Genomic DNA, 21,580 nt, shown 5'->3' with positions numbered 1-21,580 from the left:
CTGCTGCCGCCCGGCGACATGCTACGGAGCCGGGCGGCAGCATTCTCTTAACCTAAATTCGCTAGACCGATGTGATGGTCGGGCGCGCTGTGGAAAAGATCGGATTGCCTTACGAGATCGAGGCGGCACGCCTCTCGACCCTCGCCGATCTGGACATTCTCGATACGCCGCCCGAGCATGAGTTCGATACCATTGTCGAAATCGCGCGACGCAGCTTCGGTTGCAAGATCGCCCTTGTGTCGCTGATCGATGAGCATCGCCAGTGGTTCAAGGCGAAAAGCGGCCTTCACGCCTGCGAGACGCCGCGCGGGCAGGCGTTCTGTTCGTATGCCATCCTGCGCGACGATCTCATGGTCGTGCCGGACGCGACCGAAGACCCACGCTTTGCCGACAATCCGTTGGTCAAGGGGCCGCCGCACATGCGCTTCTACGCCGGCATGCCGCTGCGAGTCGGCAGCGGGCGCGATGACGGTGCGAGCTTCGCCATGGGGACGCTGTGTATCATCGACACCGTGCCACGCACGCTGTCGCCGGGCGACGCCGACATGTTGCGCCGGCTCGCTAAACTGGTGGAGTCTCTGCTCAACACGCGTGCCGCGCTGGCGGTCGCGCTGAAGACCGAAAGCGAACACCGTACATTGCTGCGGCAGTTGGACGTCACGCACCGGCAATTCCGGCAGGCAGAGCGCATGACCAATATCGGGTCGTGGACGCTGACGCTCGCCGACGAGGGCATGGAATGGTCGGAGCAGGTCTATCGAATTCACGGCCTGCCCACCGGCAGCCCCCCGCCGCTAGACGCGGCGTTGCGCTTCTATCCGCCGCGTGCACGGGCTGAAGTCGCGGCAGCGCTTGCCCATACGATCGCCACCGGCGAACCGCTCGATCTTGAAACCGATTTCGTCAACGCGCAGGGCCAAGATCGTCGCGTCCGCACGCTTGGCGAGGTCGAATTGCGCGACGGCGTGCCCCACGCGCTGGTCGGCGTGTTCCAGGATATCACCGAACGGCACCGCATCGAGCAAGCACTCCGCCGCAGCGCGGACACCGACGACCTTACGCAGTTGGCGAACCGCGCACGCTTCAACGACATGCTCGCGCGCCAGATGTTCGCCGCGCGTCGAACCGATCTGCCGCTGGCGCTGTTGTTGATCGATCTCGACCACTTCAAGACGGTCAACGATCGCGCCGGCCATCGTGCCGGTGATGTGTTGCTGAAGGCCGTCGCCGAACAGCTTACCGCGCCGTATCTCGCGGACTGCTTTGCCGCGCGGTTGGGCGGCGACGAGTTCGTGATGATCGTGACCGACGAAGCCATGCTGGCGGACCTGCCGTCGCTACTGCGCCGCCTGCTCGCCGATCTGCGGCTACCGATCGCGCATGGTGATGCCGTTATTCCCGTGTCGGGCACGATCGGCGCGGCGTTTCTCGACAGCGACGTGATCGATGCCAGCGCGCTGCTGCACAATGCGGACCTGGCGCTCTACCAAGCGAAGAACGCGAGCCGGGGCACGGCCGCGATCTTCGGACGGGCCGGGACGATCACGTCGGCGGATGCTGCCGACACGCGGAGTCGGGCGGCGTAGCGGCGCTCGCGTTGGCCGCCTCTGTCCGCCGACGCTGGAGCGCTATCGCCCCTTGAAGATCCCGCCCAACACGCCGCGCACAATCCCGCCGAGGATATCACCGCCCGCGCTCGACCCACGCCGGGAGCCGGTGCCGAACACCTCCTTGGCGACCTGATTGGCGACCTGCCGCGTGATCGTAGATGTTGCGGTGCGGGCGGCAGTGGTGGCGATCTTCGCCCACGGGCTGTTGGCGGCGGCCTTCGCCTGCGCTGCGGTGGCGCGATCGGCGGCGATCTTCGCGCGTTCGGCGTCCTTGGCGGCGCGCGCGTCGTCCTTGGCCTGTGCGGCGGCGGCCTTGTCGGCGGCATCCTTGGCACTGGCTTCGGCGGCGGCGGCGCTGGCCTCCTGCGATTTGGCGGCGAGGATTTCCTCACACGATTCGCGGTTGACCAGCGTGTCGTATTTCGCGCCGATCGCATCCGTCTCGATCAACACTTTCCGCTCGGCCGGCGTGATCGGCCCGACGCGCGAGGCGGGCGGCTTGATGAGCGTGCGTTGCACCGGTGCGGGCGCACCGTCCGGCAGCAGCAGCGAGACGAGCGCCTCGCCCACCTTCAGTTCGGTGATCGCGCTTTCGACATCGACGCCCGGATTGGCGCGGAACGTGGTCGCCGCCGCTTTGACCGCCGCCTGATCGCGCGGGGTGAACGCGCGCAGCGCGTGTTGCACGCGGTTGCCGAGCTGCCCCGCGACCGTGTCGGGCACGTCGATTGGGTTCTGTGTGATGAAATAGACGCCAACGCCCTTGGATCGGATCAGGCGGACGACCTGCTCGATCTTCTCCAGCAAGGCTTTCGGCGCGTTGTCGAACAGCAGATGCGCTTCGTCGAAGAAGAAGCACAGCACCGGCTTGTCGGGATCGCCGACTTCGGGAAGATGCTCGAACAGCTCACTCATCAGCCATAACAGGAAGGTGGCGTAGAGCTTCGGGCTCTGCATCAATTTGTCGGCGGCGAGGATGTTTACGACGCCCCGCCCCTTGTCGTCGAGTGCGATGAAATCGGCCATCGCCAGGGCCGGCTCGCCGAAGAAGTTCTCCGCTCCCTGTGAGCGCAATTGCAGCAGGGCGCGCTGGATCGCGCCGATCGATTGCTTGGAGACGTTGCCGTAGGCGGTGGTCAGCTCATCGGCACGGGTGGCGCAATAGCTCAGCATCGACTGGAGATCGTCGAGATCGAGCAGCAGCAGCCCTTCCTTGTCGGCGACGTGGAAGGCGATGGTCAGCACCCCCTCCTGCACCGCGTTCAGGTCCATCAGCCGGGCGAGCAGCAACGGCCCCATCTCGGAGATGGTGGTGCGGATCGGGTGGCCCTGCTCGCCGTACAGATCCCAGAATTGCACCGGGTTGTCGCCATAGGTCCAGGTGTCGTCGCCGATCGCCTTGGCGCGCGCCGCGAAGGCGTCGTGGGTCTTGGCCTGCGACGACCCGGCCATGGCGAGGCCGGAGAGGTCGCCCTTCACGTCCGCCACGAAGCACGGCACTCCGGCGGCCGAGAAGCCTTCGATGATGCCCTGGATCGTCACGGTCTTGCCGGTACCGGTCGCGCCGGCGATCAGGCCGTGGCGATTGGCGCGCTTCAGCTCAAGTGTCTGCGGATTGGCGCCGCCCGCGTCCGCGCCGATGAAGATGCCGCCGTCCGCCATCACTCGAAGCCGCGCGGTGCGGGCGATACGGTGACGACGCTGCCCCCGCGGATCTCCTCCACCTCAAGCGCGCGCTCGGCCACGCCGTCGCGACCGAAGCGGAATGCGCCATCGATGCCAGAGAATCCGCCCGCGTCGGTCAGCCGCCGCTCGGGGAACGGCGTGCCGATCCGCCAGTCCTGCGCAATGCGGATCGTCAGCAGCACCGCGTCATAGCCCAGGCTCGACAGGCGGTAGGGCGCGTTCCCGAACCGGGCGCGGTATTTGGCGACATATTGCCGGTACAGGCCGTTCGATACGGCGGCATACCACGCACCGTCGAGCGCGGCCTTGCTCGCGATCGAATTGTCCGTGTTCCAGAGTTCGGTGCCGAGCACATGCGCGCCCCCCGCCCCCATTCGGCGCAGCACCGGCACGGCGGTGGACGCGGTGTTGGCGTTGTCGGCGATCAGCACCGCCTGATACGGCGAGTCCTTCGCCATCTTGGTGATCGCGGCGGTGATCGAGCCGGGCACACGCTGATAGGTCTGGAGCGAGGTGACCTGCCCACCGGCGCTTTCCACCGAGCGCAGGAACGCGGTGGATGCACGCTCGCCATAGGTGCCGTTCGGCACCAGTCCGGCGAAGCTGGTGATGCCCTGCCCCTTGGCGTACTCGACCACGCGCGCGATCGACTGCGCCGGCGCATAGCCCATCAGATACGCACCCTGCCCCGCCGCCGACGAATCGTTCGAGAAGGCGACCACCGGCACGCCGGAACGATGCGCGAGCGGCGTGACCGCGCGCACATCTTCGCCGAGCAACGGCCCGAGGATCAACCGGTTGCCCTCGGAGATCGCGCGCTGCGCGGCGGCGGCGGCGCCGAGGTTGGTATCATAGGTGGTGATGCGGATACGCTGGTTGTTTGAATCGAGCAGCGCCATCTGCGTCGCGTTGGCGAGGCTCTGGCCAACGCCTGCGTTCGGGCCGGACAGCGGCACCAGCAGCGCGACACGGTGCCGCTCGGTGTCGACCGGGATGCCGGGTTCGATCCGCACCGGCTGCTGGCGCGGCGGCGGCGGACGGCGGCTCGGAGTGGTCGGACCGCGTGGCACCACCGTGTCGCAGCCGGCCAGCAGCATCGCGCCCCCGACGACGCCCCACGAGACGATCGCGTGGATCAACCGCTTGCCCGGTTGCCGTACCCTTGCCCCGTCTGTCATGAACCCCTCCGATGAACGCTGAACTCGAACCCGGCCTCTATATCGTAGCCACCCCGATCGGCAATCTCGGTGATCTGTCGCCGCGTGCCGCGCACATCCTCGCCAACGCAGCCGTAATAGCTGTCGAGGACTCACGCGTGACCGCCGGGTTGCTCCGCCACATCGGCGTGAAGCGGCCGATGACGCCGTATCACGATCACAATGCCGAAGGGGTGCGGCCGGGTCTGGTGGCGCGGATGGGGATGGAGGCGGTCGCGTTGGTTTCGGACGCTGGCACGCCGCTGATCTCGGACCCCGGCTACAAACTGGTGCGCGATGCCCGCGCGGCGGGGCATGCGGTGGTGACGATCCCCGGCCCGTGCGCCGCGATCGCCGCGCTGACGCTGGCGGGATTGCCGACCGACCGGTTCTTCTTTCTCGGCTTCCTGCCGCCCAAGGCGGTCGCCCGCGCCGCCGCCATCGCGGAAGTGGCGGCGATCCGCGCGACGTTGGTGCTGTACGAATCGGGGCCACGCCTCGCGATCACGCTGGCGGCGCTGGCGGAGGGTCTCGGGAACCGCGACGCGGCGGTGGCGCGCGAAATCACCAAGAAGTTCGAGGAAGCGGTCACCGATTCGCTGTCCGCGCTCGCCGCGCGCTACGCCGATGCGCCGCCCCGGGGCGAGATCGTCATCGTCGTCGCGCCTCCGGGGGAGCCGGAAGCGGCAAGCGCGGAGGATGCCGATGCGGCGCTGGCGGAGGCGCTGGAGCGGCTGCCCGCGTCCAAGGCGGCGGGTGAGGTCGCGAAGAAGCTCGGGCTGGACCGCAAGGCACTTTACGCCCGCGCGCTGGAAATGAAGGGGTGAGCCGCCCGCCGGCCCGCCTCAAGCCTCCACCCTCGCCCAAACGCCTTGCCGCCGAGGCAGCCGGACGGCGCGGCGAGCGCATCGCGGCGTGGTGGCTGCGGCTGAAAGGCTGGCAGATCGTGGCCCGCCGCGTCCGCACCAAGGCGGGCGAGGTCGACCTGATCGCACGCCGCCCGGGTCTAATCGCATTCGTCGAGGTGAAATTGCGCCGCACCAGCGCCGAACTCGACATGGCGATCGACCAGCGTCGCCTCGCCCGCGTGGCGGCTGCCGCCGAGGTGCTGATGGCGGACTATGCCGGCCCCGGCGACGACATCCGCGTCGACGTCATCCTCATCGCGCGCGGCACGACGCTGCGCCACATCGAGAATGCTTGGATCGGGTGACGATCGCACCTAGATGGCAGCGACCGAACAGGGAGAGTATCGAATGAGCCTGACCGTCGCCGTCCAGATGGACCCGATCGACCAGATCAACATCGCGGGCGATTCGAGCTTCGCGCTGATGCTCTCCGCGCAGGCGCGCGGGCACCGGCTGTTCCACTATACGGCGGACGCGCTCAACTACGCCGATGGCCGGGTGTGGGCGCTCGCGCACCCGGTCACCGTGCAGCGCGTGAGCGGCGACCACTTCCGCTTCGGCGATCCGGTGAAGCTCGATCTCGGCGACGACGCCGACGTGGTGCTGATGCGGCAGGACCCGCCGTTCGACCTTGGCTACATCACCGCTACCCACCTGCTCGAACGGATCGCCGACAAGACGCTGGTCGTCAACGATCCCGCCAATGTCCGCAACGCGCCGGAAAAGGTGTTCGTGCTCGATTACGCGCACTTCATGCCGCCGACGCTCATCACCCGCAGCCTCGACGAAGCGCGCGCCTTCCTCGCGCAGCACGGCGAGATCGTGCTGAAACCGCTGCACGGCAACGGCGGCAAGGCGATCTTCAAGATCGGCAGCGACGGCGCCAACCTGTCCGCGCTGATCGAGGTGTTCAACCAGACCTGGCGCGAGCCGCATATGGTGCAGGCGTTCCTTCCGGACGTGGCGAAGGGCGACAAGCGTATCGTCCTGATCGACGGCGAGGTTGCGGGCGCGATCAACCGCTTGCCCGGCGAGGGCGAGATCCGCTCCAACCTCGCGGTTGGCGGGTCGGCGGTGCAGACCGTGCTGACGCCGGAAGAGGTGGCGATCTGCGCCGAACTCGGCCCGGAACTGAAGCGGCGCGGACTGCTGTTCGTCGGCATCGACGTGATCGGCGGCAAGTGGCTGACCGAGATTAACGTCACCTCGCCGACCGGCATCGTAGCGATCGAGACATTCGACGGCACCGATGTCGCCGGGCTGATCTGGGATGCGATCGAACGCAAGGTGGCGGCGCGCTGACCCTTTGCGGCCTCGCGCGTTTTCTGCCACGGTCGTAACAGATGATACGGCCGCATGACGGCACGACGGAGAGGATGATGGCTGCAATGCCCGGTACCGTATGAGCGCACCCGTACTACCCACCGCGCTCGACCCTGATAGCGATGCGTCGCGCGCGCGGGCGGCGCACAACCGCGCGCTCGCCACGGAATTACGCGAACGCGTCGCCACCGCCGCGCTTGGCGGCAGCGCGGCGTCGCGCGATCGTCACGCCGCGCGCGGCAAACTGCTCCCGCGCGACCGGGTCGAACGCCTGCTCGATCCCGGTTCGCCGTTCCTGGAAATCGGCCAGCTTGCCGCGAATGGCCTGTACGGCGACGAGGTGCCCGGCGCGGGCGTGATCGCCGGCATCGGCCGCGTCTCCGGGCGCCAGTGCATGATTGTGTGCAACGACGCCACGGTGAAGGGCGGCACCTATTACCCGCTCACCGTGAAGAAGCATCTGCGCGCGCAGGCGATCGCCGAGGCGAACCGGCTGCCATGCATCTATCTGGTCGATTCGGGCGGCGCCAACCTGCCGCACCACGCCGAGGTATTCCCCGACCGCGAGCATTTCGGCCGCATCTTCTTCAACCAGGCCAACATGAGCGCGAAAGGCATCGCCCAGATCGCATGCGTGATGGGATCGTGCACCGCCGGCGGCGCCTATGTGCCCGCGATGAGCGACGAGACGGTGATCGTGCGCGGACAAGGCACGATCTTCCTCGCCGGCCCACCGCTCGTACAGGCGGCGACGGGCGAGGTGATCTCGGCCGAAGATCTTGGCGGTGGCGAACTCCACACCCGCAAATCGGGCGTGGCCGATCACCTCGCCGAGAATGACGAACACGCGCTGACCATCGTGCGCGATATCGTCTCGCACCTCGGCCCGGTGCACGCGCATGGCCTGCCGGTGAAAGCGCCGCGTCTGCCGAAATATCCGGCGGAGGATCTCTACGCGGTCGTGCCCGAGGACGTGCGCGCACCCTATGACGTGCATGAGGTGATCGCCCGGCTGGTCGATGCTTCCGAGTTCCACGAGTTCAAGGCGCTGTACGGATCGTCGCTGGTGTGCGGTTTCGCGCATATCTGGGGGATGCCGGTCGCGATCCTCGCCAACAACGGCGTGCTGTTCTCGGAAAGCGCGCAGAAGGGTGCGCACTTCATCGAACTGGCGTGCCAGCGGCGCGTGCCCTTGCTGTTCCTCCAGAACATCTCCGGCTTCATGGTCGGTGGCAAATATGAGGCCGAAGGCATCGCCAAGCACGGCGCCAAGCTGGTGACGGCGGTGGCGACCGCGACCGTGCCCAAGCTGACCGTGCTGATCGGCGGCAGCTTCGGCGCGGGCAATTACGGCATGTGCGGGCGCGCCTACGATCCGCGCTTCCTGTTCACCTGGCCGAACGCGCGCATCTCGGTGATGGGCGGCGAACAGGCCGCGTCGGTGCTCGCCACCGTCCACCGCGATGCCGCGAGCTGGACGCCGGAACAGGCCGAGGCGTTCAAGGCCCCGGTCCGCCAGAAGTACGAGGATGAGGGCAACCCCTATTACGCCACCGCCCGGCTGTGGGACGACGGCGTGATCGATCCGGTGCAGACCCGTGACGTGCTCGGCCTCGCGCTCGCCGCGACGCTGGAGGCGCCGATCCCCGAGCGGCCCGCCTTCGGCGTGTTCAGGATGTGATGCCCATGATCCAGTCCCTCCTCATCGCCAATCGCGGCGAGATCGCCTGCCGCATCATCCGCACCGCGCGCGCGCTCGGCATCCGCACCGTCGCGATCTATTCGGACGCCGATGCGAACGCGCTGCACGTCCGGCAGGCGGACGAAGCGGTGCATATCGGCCCCTCCCCGGCGCGCGAAAGCTATCTGGTCGGCGACAAGATCATCGCCGCCGCACTGGCGACCGGCGCAGAGGCGATCCACCCCGGCTACGGCTTCCTCTCCGAAAACGCCGCGTTCGCGCAAAGCGTGATCGACGCCGGGCTGGTCTGGGTCGGCCCGAAGCCCGCCAGCATCACCGCGATGGGCCTCAAGGACGCCGCCAAGACACTGATGGCGGCGGCGGGCGTCCCCGTCACGCCCGGCTATATGGGCGAGCGGCAGGAGCCGGACTTCCTCGCCGCTGAGGCCGCGAAGATCGGCTACCCGGTGCTCATCAAGGCGGTGGCGGGCGGCGGCGGCAAGGGCATGCGGCTGGTCGAAACTCCGCAAGATTTTGCCGACGCGCTCGCCTCGTGCCAGCGCGAGGCGGCATCGTCGTTCGGCAACGCGCACGTTCTGATCGAGAAATATATCCAGCGCCCGCGCCATATCGAGGTGCAGGTGTTCGGCGACAGCCACGGCAACATCGTCCACCTGTTCGAGCGCGACTGCTCGCTGCAACGCCGCCACCAGAAGGTGATCGAGGAAGCCCCCGCCCCCGGCATGGACGACGCCACCCGCGCCGAGCTGTGCGCGGCAGCGGTCAAGGCGGCGACGGCAGTCGATTACGTCGGCGCCGGCACGATCGAGTTCATCGCCGACGCCTCCGAGGGCCTGCGCGCCGACCGCATCTGGTTCATGGAAATGAACACGCGGTTGCAGGTCGAACATCCGGTGACGGAGGAAATCACCGGCGTCGATCTCGTCGAATGGCAGTTGCGCGTGGCATCCGGCGAGCCGTTGCCGAAGCGGCAGGATGAGTTGAGCATCACCGGCTGGGCTTTGGAAGCGCGGCTCTATGCGGAAGACCCGGCGAAGGGGTTCCTGCCGAGCGTGGGGCATCTCGAGATCTTCCGCGAGCATCAGGATATCCGCCTCGAAACCGGCGTGTACGAAGGCGCCGAGGTTTCGCCGTTCTACGATCCGATGATCGCCAAGCTTGTCGCTCACGCCGCCTCGCGCGACGAAGCATGCGAGATGCTGGCGCGCGCCTGTGCCGAGACGGACATCTACCCGATCAAGACCAACGCGCCGTTCCTGTGGCGCGCGCTCGACGATCCGGATTTTCGTTCGGGCGACGTTGATACGGGCTTCATTGCGCGCAAGGGCGACGCCCTGCTCCCCCCCGCCGAGCCGACCGAGGATATGGCGCTTCAGGCCGCCGCCGCGATCGTCGCGCAGGAATATTATGGCGAACCGACGATGCTGACGGCGTGGGACGGCAACCTTCTCTCACATCCACAACCTTCACCCTGGCGTGGCGCGATCGGCTTTCGGGCCAACGCCCCGGCCAGTCGCGATGTCTCGGTGCTGGTCGATGGCCACCTGCGCCGCGTAATGTTGCCGGAGGGGTGGCACCATAAGCCGGTGATCGGCGAACCCGTCGCCAGCGGCGTGGCGGTCAACGACGATGGCCTGTCGTTCCTAGCCGCCATCGCGCGCACCGACGGCACAGGCGCGGGCGCGGCCGGCTCTGGTGCGATCCTCTCCCCCATGCCGGGCCGCATCATCGCGGTCGAGGTGGCGGCGGGCGAGCGTGTCACCAAGGGCCAGCGCCTGCTGACGCTGGAGGCGATGAAGATGGAGCATTCGCTCACCGCGCCGTTCGACGGCATCGTCGCCGAACTCAACGCGCAGGCGGGCGCGCAGGTGCAGGTCGACGCGCTGCTCGCCCGCATCGTGGCGGAGGACGACTGATGGCCGGCAGGTATTTCGACGAATGGCGGATCGGCGACCGCATCGCGCATGAGATCCGCCGCACCGTCACCGAAACAGACAATCTGCTGTTCTCGGTGATGACGCACAATCCGCAGCCGCTGCATATCGATGCGGAGGCGGCCAAGGCGTCCGAGTTCGGCCAGATCCTCGTCAACGGCACCTTCACCTTCGCGCTTCTGGTGGGGCTAAGTGTGGCTGACACGACGCTGGGCACGCTGGTCGCCAATCTCGGCTACGACAAACTGGTGATGCCCAAGCCGGTGTTCATCGGCGACACGATGCACGCCACCAGCGAGGTGACCGACCTGCGCGAAAGCAAGTCGCGGCCAGAAGCCGGCGTCGTCACCTTCACGCACGAACTGCTCAACCAGCGAGACGAGGTGGTGTGCCGCTGCCTGCGCATGGCGATGCTGCGCAAACGCGCGGCGTAAGCCTCAGGCGACGATCCCGCCGTCGCGCAAGGCGGTGATCTCCGCATCGCCCAGCCCGAGCATTTCGCGCAGGATCGCATCGGTATGCTCGCCGAGATCGGGCGGCGCACTCGGCTGCGGTGCGGGCGTGCCGGGGAAGCGGAACGGGCTGTTGACGATCGGCACCCGCCCGAGCGTCGCGTGATCGACCTCCACCACCATCTCGCGCGCGACCGCCTGCGGCTGGGCCAGCGCCTCCGCCACGCCGAGGATCGGCGCATGCGGCACCTGATGCGCGGTGAAGATCGCCAGCAGCTCGGCGAGATCGTGGCGTTCGGTGAAGGCGGCGATCAGCGCGTTGACCTCGCCACGTGCGTCGCGGCGCTTCTCCGCGCTGTCGTAGCGCGCGTCGGCGCCCAGTTCCGGCCGCGCGATCGCCGCGCAGATCCGCACCCAGAAGGCGTTGGTCAGGCAGGCGATGATGATCGACCCGTCGCGCGCGGGAAACGCGCCGTACGGCACGAGATTGGGGTGCTGCGACCCCTGCGGCGCCGGGTTCTCGCCGGTGTAAAAGGCGAGTTGCGCAAGATAGCCGAGCATCCCGATCAGCCCGTCGAGCAGGCTGATGTCGATCAGCCGCCCCTCGCCCGTAGCATTGCGCTCGTGCAAAGCCGCCAGGATCGCGATCGGTCCGTTGATCCCCCCGACCAGATCGCCCAGCGGCAGCCCGAGCCGCACCGGCAGCGCACCCGGCTCGCCGTTGATGCTGAGCGCCCCCGACAGCGCCTGCGTGACGATATCGAACGACGGCTTGTCGGCGAGCGGCCCGGTCATCCCGAAGCCCGAGATCGCACAATAGATCAGCCCCGGGTTGATCGCCCGCAGCGCCTCATACCCAAGCCCGAGCCGGTCCATCACGCCGGGCCGGTAATTCTCGATCAGGATGTCGCACTTCGCCGCCAGCGCCTTGGCAAGCGCGATGCCCTCCGGCGTCTTGAGGTCGATGACGATGCTGCGCTTGCCGCGATTATAGGCGAGGAAATAATGGCTCACCCCGTCGCGCATCGGCGGAAAGGTGCGGGTATCGTCGCCATGGCCAGGCGGCTCGATCTTGATAATCGCCGCGCCCAGATCGGCCAACGCCATCGACGCGGACGGCCCGGCGAGCACGCGCGAGAAATCGAGCACGGTGACACCGGCGAGCGGGCCGGGTCGCGGGAGGTTCGGGTCGGTCATTCGCGCGCAGCATAGCCGCTTCGCTGCGCAAACCAAATCGCGTGGCGTGATGCGCCCGCCCGGCGTAAGGCGGCGTTGCACCGCCATGACCGACCTGATCGTCCAGCTTATCGCCCGCAGCGGCTATCTCGGCATCTTCCTGATGATGGCGCTGGAGAACATTTTTCCGCCGATTCCGTCGGAGGTCATCATGGGCCTGGGCGGCATCGCGGCGGCGCACGGCAAGATGGCGATGGTACCATTGATTATCGCCGGTACGCTCGGCACGACGGCGGGGAATTACGCCTGGTACGCGCTCGGCCGGCACTTCGGCGTCACGCCGCTGCGTCCGGTGGTGAAGCGCTTCGGCCGCTGGCTGACGATCGAGTGGCGCGACGTGGAACGCATCCATGATTTCTTCCAGCGCCACGGCGAATGGGTGGTGTTCGTGTTCCGCTTCATGCCCGCGTTTCGCACGATCGTGTCGCTGCCCGCCGGCATGGCCCACATGCCGCGCTGGAAGTTCGTGGTGTGGACGACGGCGGGTGCGGCGATCTGGAACACGCTGCTGGCGTGGGCGGGCTGGTACCTCGGCGCGCGTTTCCGCACGCTGGAGGCGTGGTTCGGCCCGGCCAGCGTAGCGATCATGGTGGTGGTGGCGGTGCTCTACCTGTGGCGGGTCGCCACGTGGAAACCACGCGGCGACTGATCCAGCCTATCGCGACCGCCGGCTTGCCCCCGGCAGACCGCCGCGCATCTTCTGGCTCTTGCCGTAGCGTGTTTTGCGCGTACCAGGCTTGCCCTCGTTGCTGCGACCCATGATCGGCGCGACCGGGCGTTCCGCGCCGGGCAGTCCGAGTTCCTCCGCCTCCAGTGAACGAATCTCGTCGCGCAATCGGCCGGCTTCCTCGAACTCGAGGTCGGCGGCGGCGGTGCGCATCTTCTTTTCCAGTTCCTCGATATACGCGCGCAGATTGTGGCCGACCATGTGCGGACGGTCCTCGTCGATCTCGACGGTGACCTGATCGCGCTGCGACACGTCCTGAATGATGTCGCCGATGTTGCGGCGGATCGTGAACGGCGTGATGCCGTGTTCCTCGTTATAGGCGCGCTGCTTCTCGCGGCGACGATCCGTCTCGTTGAGCGCGCGCTCCATGCTGCCGGTAATACGATCGGCATAGAGGATCACCCGACCATCGACGTTGCGCGCGGCGCGGCCGATCGTCTGGATCAACGAGGTTTCCGACCGCAGGAAGCCTTCCTTGTCCGCATCCATGATGCACACCAGCCCGCATTCCGGAATATCCAGCCCCTCGCGCAGCAGGTTGATGCCGACCAGCACGTCATACACGCCGAGCCGCAGGTCGCGGATCAACTCGATACGCTCCAGCGTCTCGACGTCGGAGTGCATATAGCGGACCTTGAGACCCGCCTCGTGCATGAACTCGGTAAGGTCCTCCGCCATGCGCTTGGTCAGCGTGGTGACCAGCGTGCGATAGCCCTGATCCGCCGTCTTGCGGCATTCGACGATGCAGTCCTGCACCTGCTCCTCGACCGGCTTGATCTCGACCGGCGGGTCGATCAGCCCGGTCGGGCGGATCACCTGTTCGACAAACACGCCGCCGGTCTGCTCCATCTCCCACGTGCCCGGCGTCGCCGAGACATAGGTGGTTTGCGGGCGCATTGCCTCCCATTCGTTGAAGCGCAACGGCCGGTTGTCGATCGCGGACGGCAGGCGGAAGCCGTATTCGGCGAGCGTCAGCTTGCGACGGTGATCGCCGCGCGACATGCCGTTGATCTGGCCGATCGTCTGGTGGCTCTCGTCGACGAACAGCAGCGAATTGTCGGGCAGATATTCAAACAAGGTGGGCGGCGGCTCGCCCGGCATCCGCCCGGTGAGGAAGCGCGAATAGTTTTCGATGCCGGCGCACGATCCGGTTGCAGCGATCATCTCGAGATCGAAATTGGTGCGCTGCTCCAGCCGCTGCGCTTCGAGCAGCTTGCCCTCAGGGATCAGTTCCTTGAGCCGTTCGGCCAGTTCGTGCTTGATCGCCTCGGTCGCCTGCTTGAGCGTAGGCCCCGGCGTCACATAGTGCGAATTGGCGTAGATGCGGATCGAGTTGAGGTTCGCCACCTTCTTGCCGGTGAGCGGGTCGAACTCGGTGATCTCCTCGATATCGTCACCGAAGAACGAGATGCGCCAGGCGGTATCCTCGTAATGCGACGGGAAGATTTCGAGATTGTCGCCCTTTACCCGGAAGTTGCCACGCGCGAAGGCGGCGTCGTTGCGCTTGTATTGCAACGCGACGAGCTTGCGCACGATCTCGCGCTGATCGACCACCTGCCCTTTCTTGAGGTCGAAGATCATCGCCGAATAGGTCTCGACCGAACCGATACCGTACAAGCACGAGACCGACGCGACGATGATGACGTCGTCGCGCTCCAGCAGCGAGCGCGTCGCGGAATGGCGCATCCGGTCGATCGCCTCGTTGGTCGAGCTTTCCTTCTCGATATACGTGTCCGACCGGGCGACATACGCCTCGGGCTGATAGTAGTCGTAATAGCTGACGAAATATTCGACCGCATTGTCCGGGAAGAACGACTTCATCTCGCCGTACAATTGCGCGGCGAGGATCTTGTTGGGCGCTAGGATCAGCGCCGGGCGCTGCACCGCCTCGATCACCTTGGCCATGGTGAAGGTCTTGCCCGATCCGGTCACGCCGAGCAGCACCTGATCGCGCTCGCCCTCCTGCGTCTGCGCGACGAGTTCGGCGATGGCGGCGGGCTGATCGCCAGCGGCGGTATATTCGGAAACCAGCTTGAACGGCCGCCCGCCCCCAGCCTTGGGCGGGCGCGCCGGGCGATGCGGAACGAAGGTCTGCCCGGTCTCGGGCTCGTCAAGCGTCGTGCGAATCTGAATGGCCATGCGGGCTAATATGGGTCGTACAGCGTGCCGTCGCAACAAAGCGGGAACGGCTACGTGAAACAAACCGGACAACGGCCAATTTCAGGCAAATCGGCGATGCGTCTGCTGCCGGCTACCGCTTTGATCGTGCCGCTCGCCGCGTGCGGATCGTCGCAGCCGACCGTGAAGGCCCCCAATGCCAGTGTTGCCGAGGTGCAAAGCAAGTGATCGAACGGATGACGAAGCCACACCCGTTCGAACGCTGCGTCACCCTGGAGGATGTGAAGACGAACCACGGCTTCTTCACCGCTCCCGAAGCCATCACTGCACTTACGAACATTTTACTTTGCGCGGTGGCAAGATCGATGCGGCGATGGTGTGCAACGAGGCTGTCGGCACGATGAAGTCGCGCGGATGGCTGGCAGCTACACACCCGACAGCTACCATTTCGACCTGCATTCCACCTTCGAGGCAGCGGGTGCGGCGGGACTGCGGAAGATGACGATCACCATCGACGGCAAACGCACTGGCGCCTGTCGCGGCGACGAAACGGGCGCGAAAGTCGGCTAATTGCGCAATCGCGAAGGTTCTGCGGGAACGAGACCGTTTCGCCTGCGTTTTCTTGGCCTCGATCTTAATGGAGGTCTGTATGCGTAAACTTGTAACTGCCGCGCTCGCCCTTGGCGTCGCCCTAACCGCGACCACCGCCGCCAGCGCGCGCGAAGGCTGCGGGCCGGGTGCGCACCGTGGCGCCTATGGCCACTGCCGCGTCAACCGCGGTCCGGTGATCGTCGAACGGGGTCCGCTGGTGGTGGATCGCTATTACAATGGCCGGGGCTATTGGGATGGGCATCGCTATTGGCACAACCGCACGCGGTGGCATGGCGGCTGGCGTTACCGGTAAGGGTGATCGTGTCCGGCGCTGACTAAGCGGAGCACCAGCTTCGCAACGCGAGCGACCGGCGCAAAGACACTGAACAATGTGGCGTGGCGCCCGGCGCCCGGCGCCGCGCCACATTCACGTTCGGGGCTGTTCCCGCGAGCGTTGCCTTAGCGCAGATCGGGTACCGCTGATGAGGCGAGGCAAGACGCCTCCGCCGCCGGCGTAACGGGTGTGACCGCCGGCCGCGCATAGGGTGCGATCCGCGTCGGCTGTCCCAGCCTGATCGTCTCGAACCCGTGAACGCCCCGGCACGCCTCCACCGCCGCCAGCAGGCGCGGCGGCGTATCATAGGCTTCGTAAGACAGCCGGAACGTCCCCCAATGCACGCCGATGCCGGTCGATGCGCCTAGCCGGCGATACGCCTCGACAGCATCGATCGGACCGATGTGACTGCCGGACGCCATCTGCCCGGCGGTGAAGCGGAATGCGCCGATCGGGATCAGCGCGAGCCGCACCGGCCCGTAAGCCGCCGCCTCGTCCGCCCAGCGCAGATCGCCCGCGCCGGTATCGCCTGCGAAGAACAGGTTGCCGCCCGGCAGCGTCACCACGAAGCTCGACCATAAGGCGCGGTTGCGATCGGCGAACCAGCGGCTGCCCCAATGGTGGCCGCGTGTGACGATTACGTCGATGCCCGGCCGAACCTCCACACGCCCGCCCCAGTCGCGCGCCGTTGCGGGCACGCCGACCTGACCGATCACGCTGTCGTTGCCGAGGCTGGTGACGATCAGCGGCTTGTCGCGCGTCCACAGACGCTTGAGCGTGGGCAGATCCATATGGTCGTAATGATCGTGGCTGACGAGCACGAGGTCGATCTTGGGCAATCGGTCGAACGCGATGCCGGGCGCCGCCACGCGCGCCGGCCCGAAACCAAGCGGCCCCGCGCGGTTCGACCACACCGGATCGGTGAGGATATTGAGCCCCCGCGTCTGCACCAGCACCGTCGCATGGCCGACCCAGGTCGCCACCATCGCTTGGCCCATCACCCGAGCGGGCGGCGCGATCTGGTGAACGGTGACATGATCGGGCCATGCCGGGCGCCCATCGCTGTCGGTGAGGAAGCGCGCCATCATGCCGAAGCCGGGCGCCGGCCCGGTTTTGCCGCCGGGGCCGGCAGCGGTTGGTGCGAACGTGTCGTCACCATCCGGGTTGGCGAAGCGGCTGCCGTCGAAATGCCCGCTCACCGGCCCACGATAATAGCGCGCGTCGAGGAAGCGCGGCACGATCGTGAACGCCAGGCACAGCACGACGACGATCCACAGGATTGCCGCCGAAAAGAGACGAACCAGTCGCATCGCGTGGCCTTGGCCGGTGGAACAGAGCCACGCAAGCGTGAACCGCTGGACATGTATTTATGTTGTGTATACACAACGATTCGTAACGCTGGCAGGACATCCACTTGTATAACCGCATTGCTTTGTTCCGCGCGGAAGGCGGTATGACACGCAAGGCGCTGGCTGAGGCGGTCGACGTCAACGCGCAGACGATCGGCTATCTCGAACGCGGCGACTACAAGCCGAGCCTCGAACTCGCGATGCGGATCGCCGCACGGTTCGGAGTCTCCGTCCACGATCTGTTTTCGCTAACCCCCTTCGAACCCGTCGCCGTTGCGCTGCGCCGGGCGGGAGACCGCGCATGACCCGCAAGACGATCGCCCAGTATCTCGATGACAGCGTGCGCTGGACAGGCATCCCCGGGATCGTCGCGCCGCCCCGCCGGCGACCGCTGCGGATGTGGTCGACCGTGGCGATCGTCGCCGCCACCGGAGCGCTGATCGTCGCGATCTTCTGGCCGGCGCTGCGCTGGCCGGGCTACGCGGTGCTGGTCGCGGCGTTCAGCATCGCCAATTTTATGCCGATCTTCGGCCCGCTCAAACCCTGGGGCGGCACAGAGCCGATCGACGAACGCGAACGCGCCAACCGCGCCCGCGCATTCCTCATCGCGCTATCGGTAATCTCGGTCGTCGCGGTCGCCGGATTGTGGACGATCGTCGCGCTGTCGATCGTGGGAAACTGGGATGTGGACTTGCTGCGGCAGACGATCATCGACCTCGCCTTCTATGTCGCCGCGCTCTATTCCGCGCTGCCGACCTGCATCGCCAGTTGGACCGAGCGTCGCCTCCGCGACGACGAAGACTAACGCGCGCCCGCCAGCGCCAGCACCACGCCGGTTGCGACGATCAGCAGCCCCGCCACTTCGCTGCGCGCCATTCGCTCGCCGAGGTAGAAGTGTGCGAATGCCATCGTGAAGGCGACCTCGACCTGCCCGACGATCCTTACCAGCGCGACCGGCGCACTTGCAAAGCCGGTAAACCAGCATGCCGATCCAACCGACGACAACAGCCCGACCTGCCCCGACACGCGCCAGCTTCTGGCGACGCGAACCAGTTCACCGCGTTCGCGTAGCAGAACGTAGCCACCTTGTAGCATCGTCTGGATCGTCACGGTCGCAACCAATGTCACCAGCGCGGCGAGGATATGGTCGGGCGTGGCAACCTCGAACGTGGTGCGGCGGATCGCGATGACCGCCAGCGCGAAAACCGTACCCGATGCTATGCCGTAGCGGGCCGCACGCTCCCCGAGCGCGCGCACGAAGGCGAGTGGCGCCATCCGCCGCCCGGCGCTCGCCAGCACCATCACCCCGACCACGCCAAGCGTAACGCCGCCCCAGGTCAGCAGGCTGAGATGATCGTGCAGCAGCACCGCCGAGAAGATCGCCGCCTGCACTGCCTCGGTTTTGGAATAGGCGGTCCCAACGACGAAATTGCCCTCGTCGAACGCCATCAGCAGCAGATTGGTGGCGACGATCTGCCCGATCGCGCCGAGCAGGCAAAACAGCCAGAACTGCCCGCCCAGTCCGGGCCACGCACCGGGCGCGACAAATGCGCGGTAGACAAGCAGCATCACCACCGCGAACGGCAGGCCTTAGAGATAGCGCACCAGCCCGGCCGCATTGATCGACAGCTCGCGCGCGGCGCGGCGCTGCACCGCCGTCCGCCACGCCTGCATCGCGCCGGCGGCGAGCGTGGCGGGCAGCCAGATGGAGGCGATCACGCCTCCGCCGATCGATATAGGATGTCAGCGCACAACAAAGAAAAGCCTCTGAAACGGCGGCGACCGCTGGCGTCACGAAAACAATGCCCGCAGAGACCTGCCATAAACTTTGGGTCTGCCGCAGAGTTCGTCCGCAGCACCTGCGTTCCTTTGGTATGCAAGTATCTGTTCCCCCAAGTTCCTGTGAACGGCGTCAGTACTGGATAAGCAATGTCCGATCTGCAAGATCAGGTTCGCCTGGGATCATCCGACGCACCGCAGTTCATCCGGCCCTCCAAACCGAAAACCGTCCTGCAGAAGCTCTATCCAGAGCGTCGGTTCTCCCGTGTCGTTCGCGACGAAGGCAAGTTCCTGTTCTATTCAATCGTCGCGGATTTGCTGGAAAGTCATCATGTCGTGATGGACTTCGGGGCTGGTCGGGGACACCAGATCGAAGCTGTCAGCGGGCACCTCCGGACGCTTCTCGATTTCCGCGGCCGCTGCAAGACAGTCATCGCCGTGGATCCCGACGACGCAGTGCTTACCAACCCATTCGTCGACGAGGCACATGTCATTGATGCAACGGGGCGTATCCCGCTCCCCGACAACAGTGTCGACATTATTACCTCCTTTGCAGTCCTGGAACATGTCGCCAATCCGGCGCAAGTTGTTGATGAAATCTATCGGGTGCTCCGCCCGGGCGGCTGGTTTTGCGCATGGACGCCGAACAAATGGGGCTACGTCGGGATCGGCGTACGAATGGTGCCCAACAGACTGCACGAAAAGCTCGTCCCGCTTGCCGAACCAAGAGACACCCGCCAGTCGATCGATGTATTCCAGACCGCGTACCAACTTAATACAGTGAACGACGTTGGAAGGTTTTTTGGCCCCGAACGATTTTACAATCACGCGTTCACAGCGAATGGTTCGCCATCTTACCATTTCGGCTCGATTATCATCGCGCGATTTTGGCAGGTAATGATGGCGATTGCTCCAGCCCGGTGCCGCAAAACTTTATTCGTCTTCGTGCAACGTCGGTAGATCACGCGCCTAGATCTTTGAGCTTTGTGAGCAGGGAACGACCACCATCACCCCCTTTCACGATCACACGAGCAGGCGTTCGCGCGCGATCTTTTCCTTCCAGACGAGCGGCGCGAGCTGGTGGACGTTGGCACCGCTCGAATCCACCGCGACCGTGACGGGGAAGTCCTGCACCTCGAACTCGTAGATCGCCTCCATGCCGAGATCGGCGAAGCCCACCACCTTCGAGACCTTGATCGCGCGCGCGACGAGATACGCCGCCCCGCCAACCGCCATCAGATAGGCACTCTCATGCTCGGCGATCGCCTTGGTGGCGTCGGCACCCCGCTCCGCCTTGCCGACGCAGGCGAGCAGACCCTGATCGAGCATCATGCGCATGAACTTGTCCATGCGCGTTGCGGTGGTGGGGCCGGCCGGACCGACCACTTCCTCGCCGACCGGATCGACCGGGCCGACATAATAGATCACCCGCCCCTTGAACTCGACCGGCAGCGGTTCGCCGGCATCGAGCATATCCTTGATACGCTTGTGCGCGGCGTCGCGGCCGGTCAGCATCTTGCCGTTGAGCAGCAGGCGGTCGCCCTGCTTCCAACCCTTCACCTCCTCGGGCGTGAGCGTGTCGAGGTTGACGCGGATGGCGGCGGCGTCGGGCTTCCAGTCGACCTTCGGCCACTCGTCGAGCTTGGGCGTTTCCAGGAACGCCGGGCCGGAACCGTCCAGCGTAAAGTGCGCGTGACGGGTCGCGGCGCAGTTGGGGATCATCGCGACCGGCTTGCCCGCCGCATGGCACGGCGCGTCGAGGATCTTGACGTCGAGAATGGTCGAAAGGCCGCCCAGCCCCTGCGCGCCGATGCCGAGCGCGTTGACCTTGTCGAAGATCTCAATCCTGAGCGCCTCGATATCGTTGCGCGGCCCGCGTGCCTTCAGCGGCCCCATGTCGATCGGCTCCATCAGCGCCTTCTTCGCCAGCAGCACGCAATGTTCCGCCGTGCCGCCGATGCCGATGCCTAGCATGCCGGGCGGGCACCAGCCCGCGCCCATCTGCGGCAGCATCTCCAGCACCCAGTCGACGATCGAGTCGCTCGGGTTCATCATCTTGAACTTGGACTTGTTCTCGCTGCCACCGCCCTTGGCCGCGACATCGACCGAAACACGGTCACCAGGCACCATATCGACGTGCAGGACGCTCGGCGTATTGTCCTTGGTGTTGCGACGCGTGAAGGCGGGATCGGCCAGCACCGAGGCGCGCAGCTTGTTCTCCGGGTTGAGATACGCCAGCCGCACACCCTCGTCGACGATCTCCTGTAACGAGCGCGAGGTGTCGTCGAAGCGGCAGTCCATACCCCATTTGACGAACACGTTGACGATGCCGGTATCCTGGCAGATCGGGCGATGCCCCTCCGCGCACATCCGCGAATTGGTGAGGATCTGCGCGATCGCATCCTTCGCCGCCGGACCTTGTTCGGCCTCATACGCATCACCCAGCGCGCGGATGTAATCCATCGGATGGTAGAAAGAGATGAACTGAAGCGCGTCGGCGACGCTCTCGATCAGGTCGGCTTCGCGGATGATGGTGGTCATGGCTGCTCGCTGGGAAGGGAGAATAGCTACCCGCACTAGACCAGTTGGCCGGCATTGGGAAAGACCTGCACGGCGCCCCGTCGCGCGCTGGTGG

21 protein-coding genes are annotated in these 21,580 nt (G+C 66.1%); 13 read left to right on the top strand and 8 right to left on the bottom strand.

The features are described from left to right. Nucleotides 1-74: 74 nt before the first annotated feature. The gene (locus L8F97_RS10915) at nt 75-1,586 is read left to right on the top strand and encodes a diguanylate cyclase domain-containing protein (RefSeq protein WP_242149463.1); all 1,512 of its coding nucleotides are present in this window, start codon (nt 75-77) and stop codon (nt 1,584-1,586) included. Between the two features lie 42 nt (nt 1,587-1,628). Here L8F97_RS10915 and L8F97_RS10910 read toward each other — a convergent pair whose 3' ends face one another. Further along, nucleotides 1,629-3,272, bottom strand: a complete 1,644-nt coding sequence (locus L8F97_RS10910; protein WP_242149459.1) for a helicase HerA-like domain-containing protein — start codon at nt 3,270-3,272, stop codon at nt 1,629-1,631. Next, entirely contained in the window at nt 3,272-4,474 is a 1,203-nt protein-coding gene (locus tag L8F97_RS10905; RefSeq protein WP_242149457.1) for a penicillin-binding protein activator, read from the bottom strand. The genes L8F97_RS10910 and L8F97_RS10905 overlap by 1 nt, the downstream gene beginning before the upstream one ends. Before the next feature lie 11 nt (nt 4,475-4,485). Here L8F97_RS10905 and rsmI point away from each other — a divergent pair, with 11 nt between their 5' ends. The 6 genes from rsmI (at nt 4,486) to L8F97_RS10875 (ending at nt 10,793) form a co-directional block, all read left to right on the top strand. Continuing rightward, entirely contained in the window at nt 4,486-5,319 is an 834-nt protein-coding gene (gene rsmI, locus L8F97_RS10900; protein ID WP_242149455.1) for a 16S rRNA (cytidine(1402)-2'-O)-methyltransferase, read from the top strand. Continuing rightward, on the top strand, nt 5,316-5,705 hold the full coding sequence (locus tag L8F97_RS10895) for a YraN family protein (protein WP_242149452.1): 390 nt from the start codon (nt 5,316-5,318) through the stop codon (nt 5,703-5,705). Before rsmI ends, L8F97_RS10895 begins: the two co-directional genes overlap by 4 nt. A 43-nt stretch (nt 5,706-5,748) precedes the next feature. After that, nucleotides 5,749-6,702: a glutathione synthase gene (gene gshB, locus L8F97_RS10890; protein ID WP_242149449.1), complete on the top strand. Its 954-nt coding sequence runs from the start codon at nt 5,749-5,751 to the stop codon at nt 6,700-6,702. A gap of 100 nt (nt 6,703-6,802) precedes the next feature. Next, nucleotides 6,803-8,404: a carboxyl transferase domain-containing protein gene (locus L8F97_RS10885; RefSeq protein WP_242149426.1), complete on the top strand. Its 1,602-nt coding sequence runs from the start codon at nt 6,803-6,805 to the stop codon at nt 8,402-8,404. Nucleotides 8,405-8,409: 5 nt separating this feature from the next. Beyond that, complete coding sequence (locus L8F97_RS10880; RefSeq protein ID WP_242149423.1) at nt 8,410-10,341, top strand: acetyl/propionyl/methylcrotonyl-CoA carboxylase subunit alpha; 1,932 nt, start codon at nt 8,410-8,412, stop codon at nt 10,339-10,341. Continuing rightward, entirely contained in the window at nt 10,341-10,793 is a 453-nt protein-coding gene (locus tag L8F97_RS10875) for a MaoC family dehydratase (RefSeq protein WP_242149420.1), read from the top strand. Before L8F97_RS10880 ends, L8F97_RS10875 begins: the two co-directional genes overlap by 1 nt. Before the next feature lie 3 nt (nt 10,794-10,796). Here the strand turns inward: L8F97_RS10875 and L8F97_RS10870 are convergent, their stop codons facing one another. Continuing rightward, nucleotides 10,797-12,008 carry a CaiB/BaiF CoA transferase family protein gene (locus L8F97_RS10870; RefSeq protein WP_242149417.1) on the bottom strand — a complete coding sequence of 404 codons (1,212 nt, stop codon included), beginning with the start codon at nt 12,006-12,008 and terminating at the stop codon, nt 10,797-10,799. Between the two features lie 85 nt (nt 12,009-12,093). On the opposite strand from L8F97_RS10870, the gene L8F97_RS10865 reads away from it, so the two are divergent. Beyond that, a complete protein-coding gene (locus L8F97_RS10865; protein ID WP_242149414.1) occupies nt 12,094-12,696 on the top strand; it encodes a DedA family protein in 603 nt (200 codons plus the stop codon). A 6-nt stretch (nt 12,697-12,702) separates the two neighbouring features. Here L8F97_RS10865 and uvrB read toward each other — a convergent pair whose 3' ends face one another. Further along, on the bottom strand, nt 12,703-14,913 hold the full coding sequence (gene uvrB / locus L8F97_RS10860; protein WP_242149411.1) for an excinuclease ABC subunit UvrB: 2,211 nt from the start codon (nt 14,911-14,913) through the stop codon (nt 12,703-12,705). A 393-nt stretch (nt 14,914-15,306) separates the two neighbouring features. On the opposite strand from uvrB, the gene L8F97_RS10855 reads away from it, so the two are divergent. Beyond that, entirely contained in the window at nt 15,307-15,462 is a 156-nt protein-coding gene (locus tag L8F97_RS10855) for a DUF3617 domain-containing protein (protein WP_242149409.1), read from the top strand. Nucleotides 15,463-15,541: 79 nt separating this feature from the next. Beyond that, nucleotides 15,542-15,796: a GCG_CRPN prefix-to-repeats domain-containing protein gene (locus L8F97_RS10850; RefSeq protein WP_242149405.1), complete on the top strand. Its 255-nt coding sequence runs from the start codon at nt 15,542-15,544 to the stop codon at nt 15,794-15,796. A 146-nt stretch (nt 15,797-15,942) separates the two neighbouring features. Here the strand turns inward: L8F97_RS10850 and L8F97_RS10845 are convergent, their stop codons facing one another. Continuing rightward, nucleotides 15,943-17,127, bottom strand: a complete 1,185-nt coding sequence (locus tag L8F97_RS10845) for an MBL fold metallo-hydrolase (protein ID WP_242149403.1) — start codon at nt 17,125-17,127, stop codon at nt 15,943-15,945. 104 nt (nt 17,128-17,231) lie between these two features. On the opposite strand from L8F97_RS10845, the gene L8F97_RS10840 reads away from it, so the two are divergent. Together L8F97_RS10840 and L8F97_RS10835 are read left to right on the top strand one after the other, a co-directional pair. Beyond that, nucleotides 17,232-17,471, top strand: a complete 240-nt coding sequence (locus tag L8F97_RS10840) for a helix-turn-helix transcriptional regulator (RefSeq protein ID WP_242149400.1) — start codon at nt 17,232-17,234, stop codon at nt 17,469-17,471. After that, the gene (locus L8F97_RS10835; RefSeq protein ID WP_242149398.1) at nt 17,468-17,971 is read left to right on the top strand and encodes a hypothetical protein; all 504 of its coding nucleotides are present in this window, start codon (nt 17,468-17,470) and stop codon (nt 17,969-17,971) included. The genes L8F97_RS10840 and L8F97_RS10835 overlap by 4 nt, the downstream gene beginning before the upstream one ends. Here L8F97_RS10835 and L8F97_RS10830 read toward each other — a convergent pair. Both L8F97_RS10830 and L8F97_RS22615 read right to left on the bottom strand, forming a co-directional pair. Then, nucleotides 17,968-18,753 carry an EamA family transporter gene (locus L8F97_RS10830; protein WP_242150140.1) on the bottom strand — a complete coding sequence of 262 codons (786 nt, stop codon included), beginning with the start codon at nt 18,751-18,753 and terminating at the stop codon, nt 17,968-17,970. The genes L8F97_RS10835 and L8F97_RS10830 overlap by 4 nt on opposite strands. Nucleotides 18,754-18,756: 3 nt before the next feature. Further along, nucleotides 18,757-18,885 carry a hypothetical protein gene (locus tag L8F97_RS22615; RefSeq protein WP_277924901.1) on the bottom strand — a complete coding sequence of 43 codons (129 nt, stop codon included), beginning with the start codon at nt 18,883-18,885 and terminating at the stop codon, nt 18,757-18,759. A 210-nt stretch (nt 18,886-19,095) separates the two neighbouring features. Here L8F97_RS22615 and L8F97_RS10825 point away from each other — a divergent pair, with 210 nt between their 5' ends. Further along, nucleotides 19,096-19,905 (top strand): class I SAM-dependent methyltransferase, encoded by an 810-nt coding sequence (locus L8F97_RS10825; protein WP_242149395.1) that lies wholly within the window; start codon nt 19,096-19,098, stop codon nt 19,903-19,905. Nucleotides 19,906-19,968: 63 nt separating this feature from the next. On the opposite strand, the gene L8F97_RS10820 is transcribed toward L8F97_RS10825, so the two are convergent. Then, nucleotides 19,969-21,486, bottom strand: coding sequence for a fumarate hydratase (locus L8F97_RS10820; protein WP_242149393.1), 1,518 nt, complete (start codon nt 21,484-21,486; stop codon nt 19,969-19,971). Between the last annotated feature and the right edge of the window lie 94 nt (nt 21,487-21,580).

The organism is Sphingomonas sp. BAUL-RG-20F-R05-02, from assembly GCF_022662305.1.
Taxonomy (GTDB): Bacteria; Pseudomonadota; Alphaproteobacteria; order Sphingomonadales; family Sphingomonadaceae; genus Sphingomonas.
This window is presented reverse-complemented; position numbering and strand designations above follow the sequence as displayed.

Coding starts and splice junctions, on each gene's coding strand:
- L8F97_RS10915 (WP_242149463.1), top strand. CDS start 75: ATGGTCGGGCGCGCTGTGGAAAAGATCGGATTGCCTTACGAGATCGAG.
- L8F97_RS10910 (WP_242149459.1), bottom strand. CDS start 3,272: ATGGCGGACGGCGGCATCTTCATCGGCGCGGACGCGGGCGGCGCCAAT.
- L8F97_RS10905 (WP_242149457.1), bottom strand. CDS start 4,474: ATGACAGACGGGGCAAGGGTACGGCAACCGGGCAAGCGGTTGATCCAC.
- rsmI (WP_242149455.1), top strand. CDS start 4,486: ATGAACGCTGAACTCGAACCCGGCCTCTATATCGTAGCCACCCCGATC.
- gshB (WP_242149449.1), top strand. CDS start 5,749: ATGAGCCTGACCGTCGCCGTCCAGATGGACCCGATCGACCAGATCAAC.
- L8F97_RS10885 (WP_242149426.1), top strand. CDS start 6,803: ATGAGCGCACCCGTACTACCCACCGCGCTCGACCCTGATAGCGATGCG.
- L8F97_RS10880 (WP_242149423.1), top strand. CDS start 8,410: ATGATCCAGTCCCTCCTCATCGCCAATCGCGGCGAGATCGCCTGCCGC.
- L8F97_RS10875 (WP_242149420.1), top strand. CDS start 10,341: ATGGCCGGCAGGTATTTCGACGAATGGCGGATCGGCGACCGCATCGCG.
- L8F97_RS10870 (WP_242149417.1), bottom strand. CDS start 12,008: ATGACCGACCCGAACCTCCCGCGACCCGGCCCGCTCGCCGGTGTCACC.
- L8F97_RS10865 (WP_242149414.1), top strand. CDS start 12,094: ATGACCGACCTGATCGTCCAGCTTATCGCCCGCAGCGGCTATCTCGGC.
- uvrB (WP_242149411.1), bottom strand. CDS start 14,913: ATGGCCATTCAGATTCGCACGACGCTTGACGAGCCCGAGACCGGGCAG.
- L8F97_RS10855 (WP_242149409.1), top strand. CDS start 15,307: ATGGCTGGCAGCTACACACCCGACAGCTACCATTTCGACCTGCATTCC.
- L8F97_RS10850 (WP_242149405.1), top strand. CDS start 15,542: ATGCGTAAACTTGTAACTGCCGCGCTCGCCCTTGGCGTCGCCCTAACC.
- L8F97_RS10845 (WP_242149403.1), bottom strand. CDS start 17,127: ATGCGACTGGTTCGTCTCTTTTCGGCGGCAATCCTGTGGATCGTCGTC.
- L8F97_RS10835 (WP_242149398.1), top strand. CDS start 17,468: ATGACCCGCAAGACGATCGCCCAGTATCTCGATGACAGCGTGCGCTGG.
- L8F97_RS10825 (WP_242149395.1), top strand. CDS start 19,096: ATGTCCGATCTGCAAGATCAGGTTCGCCTGGGATCATCCGACGCACCG.
- L8F97_RS10820 (WP_242149393.1), bottom strand. CDS start 21,486: ATGACCACCATCATCCGCGAAGCCGACCTGATCGAGAGCGTCGCCGAC.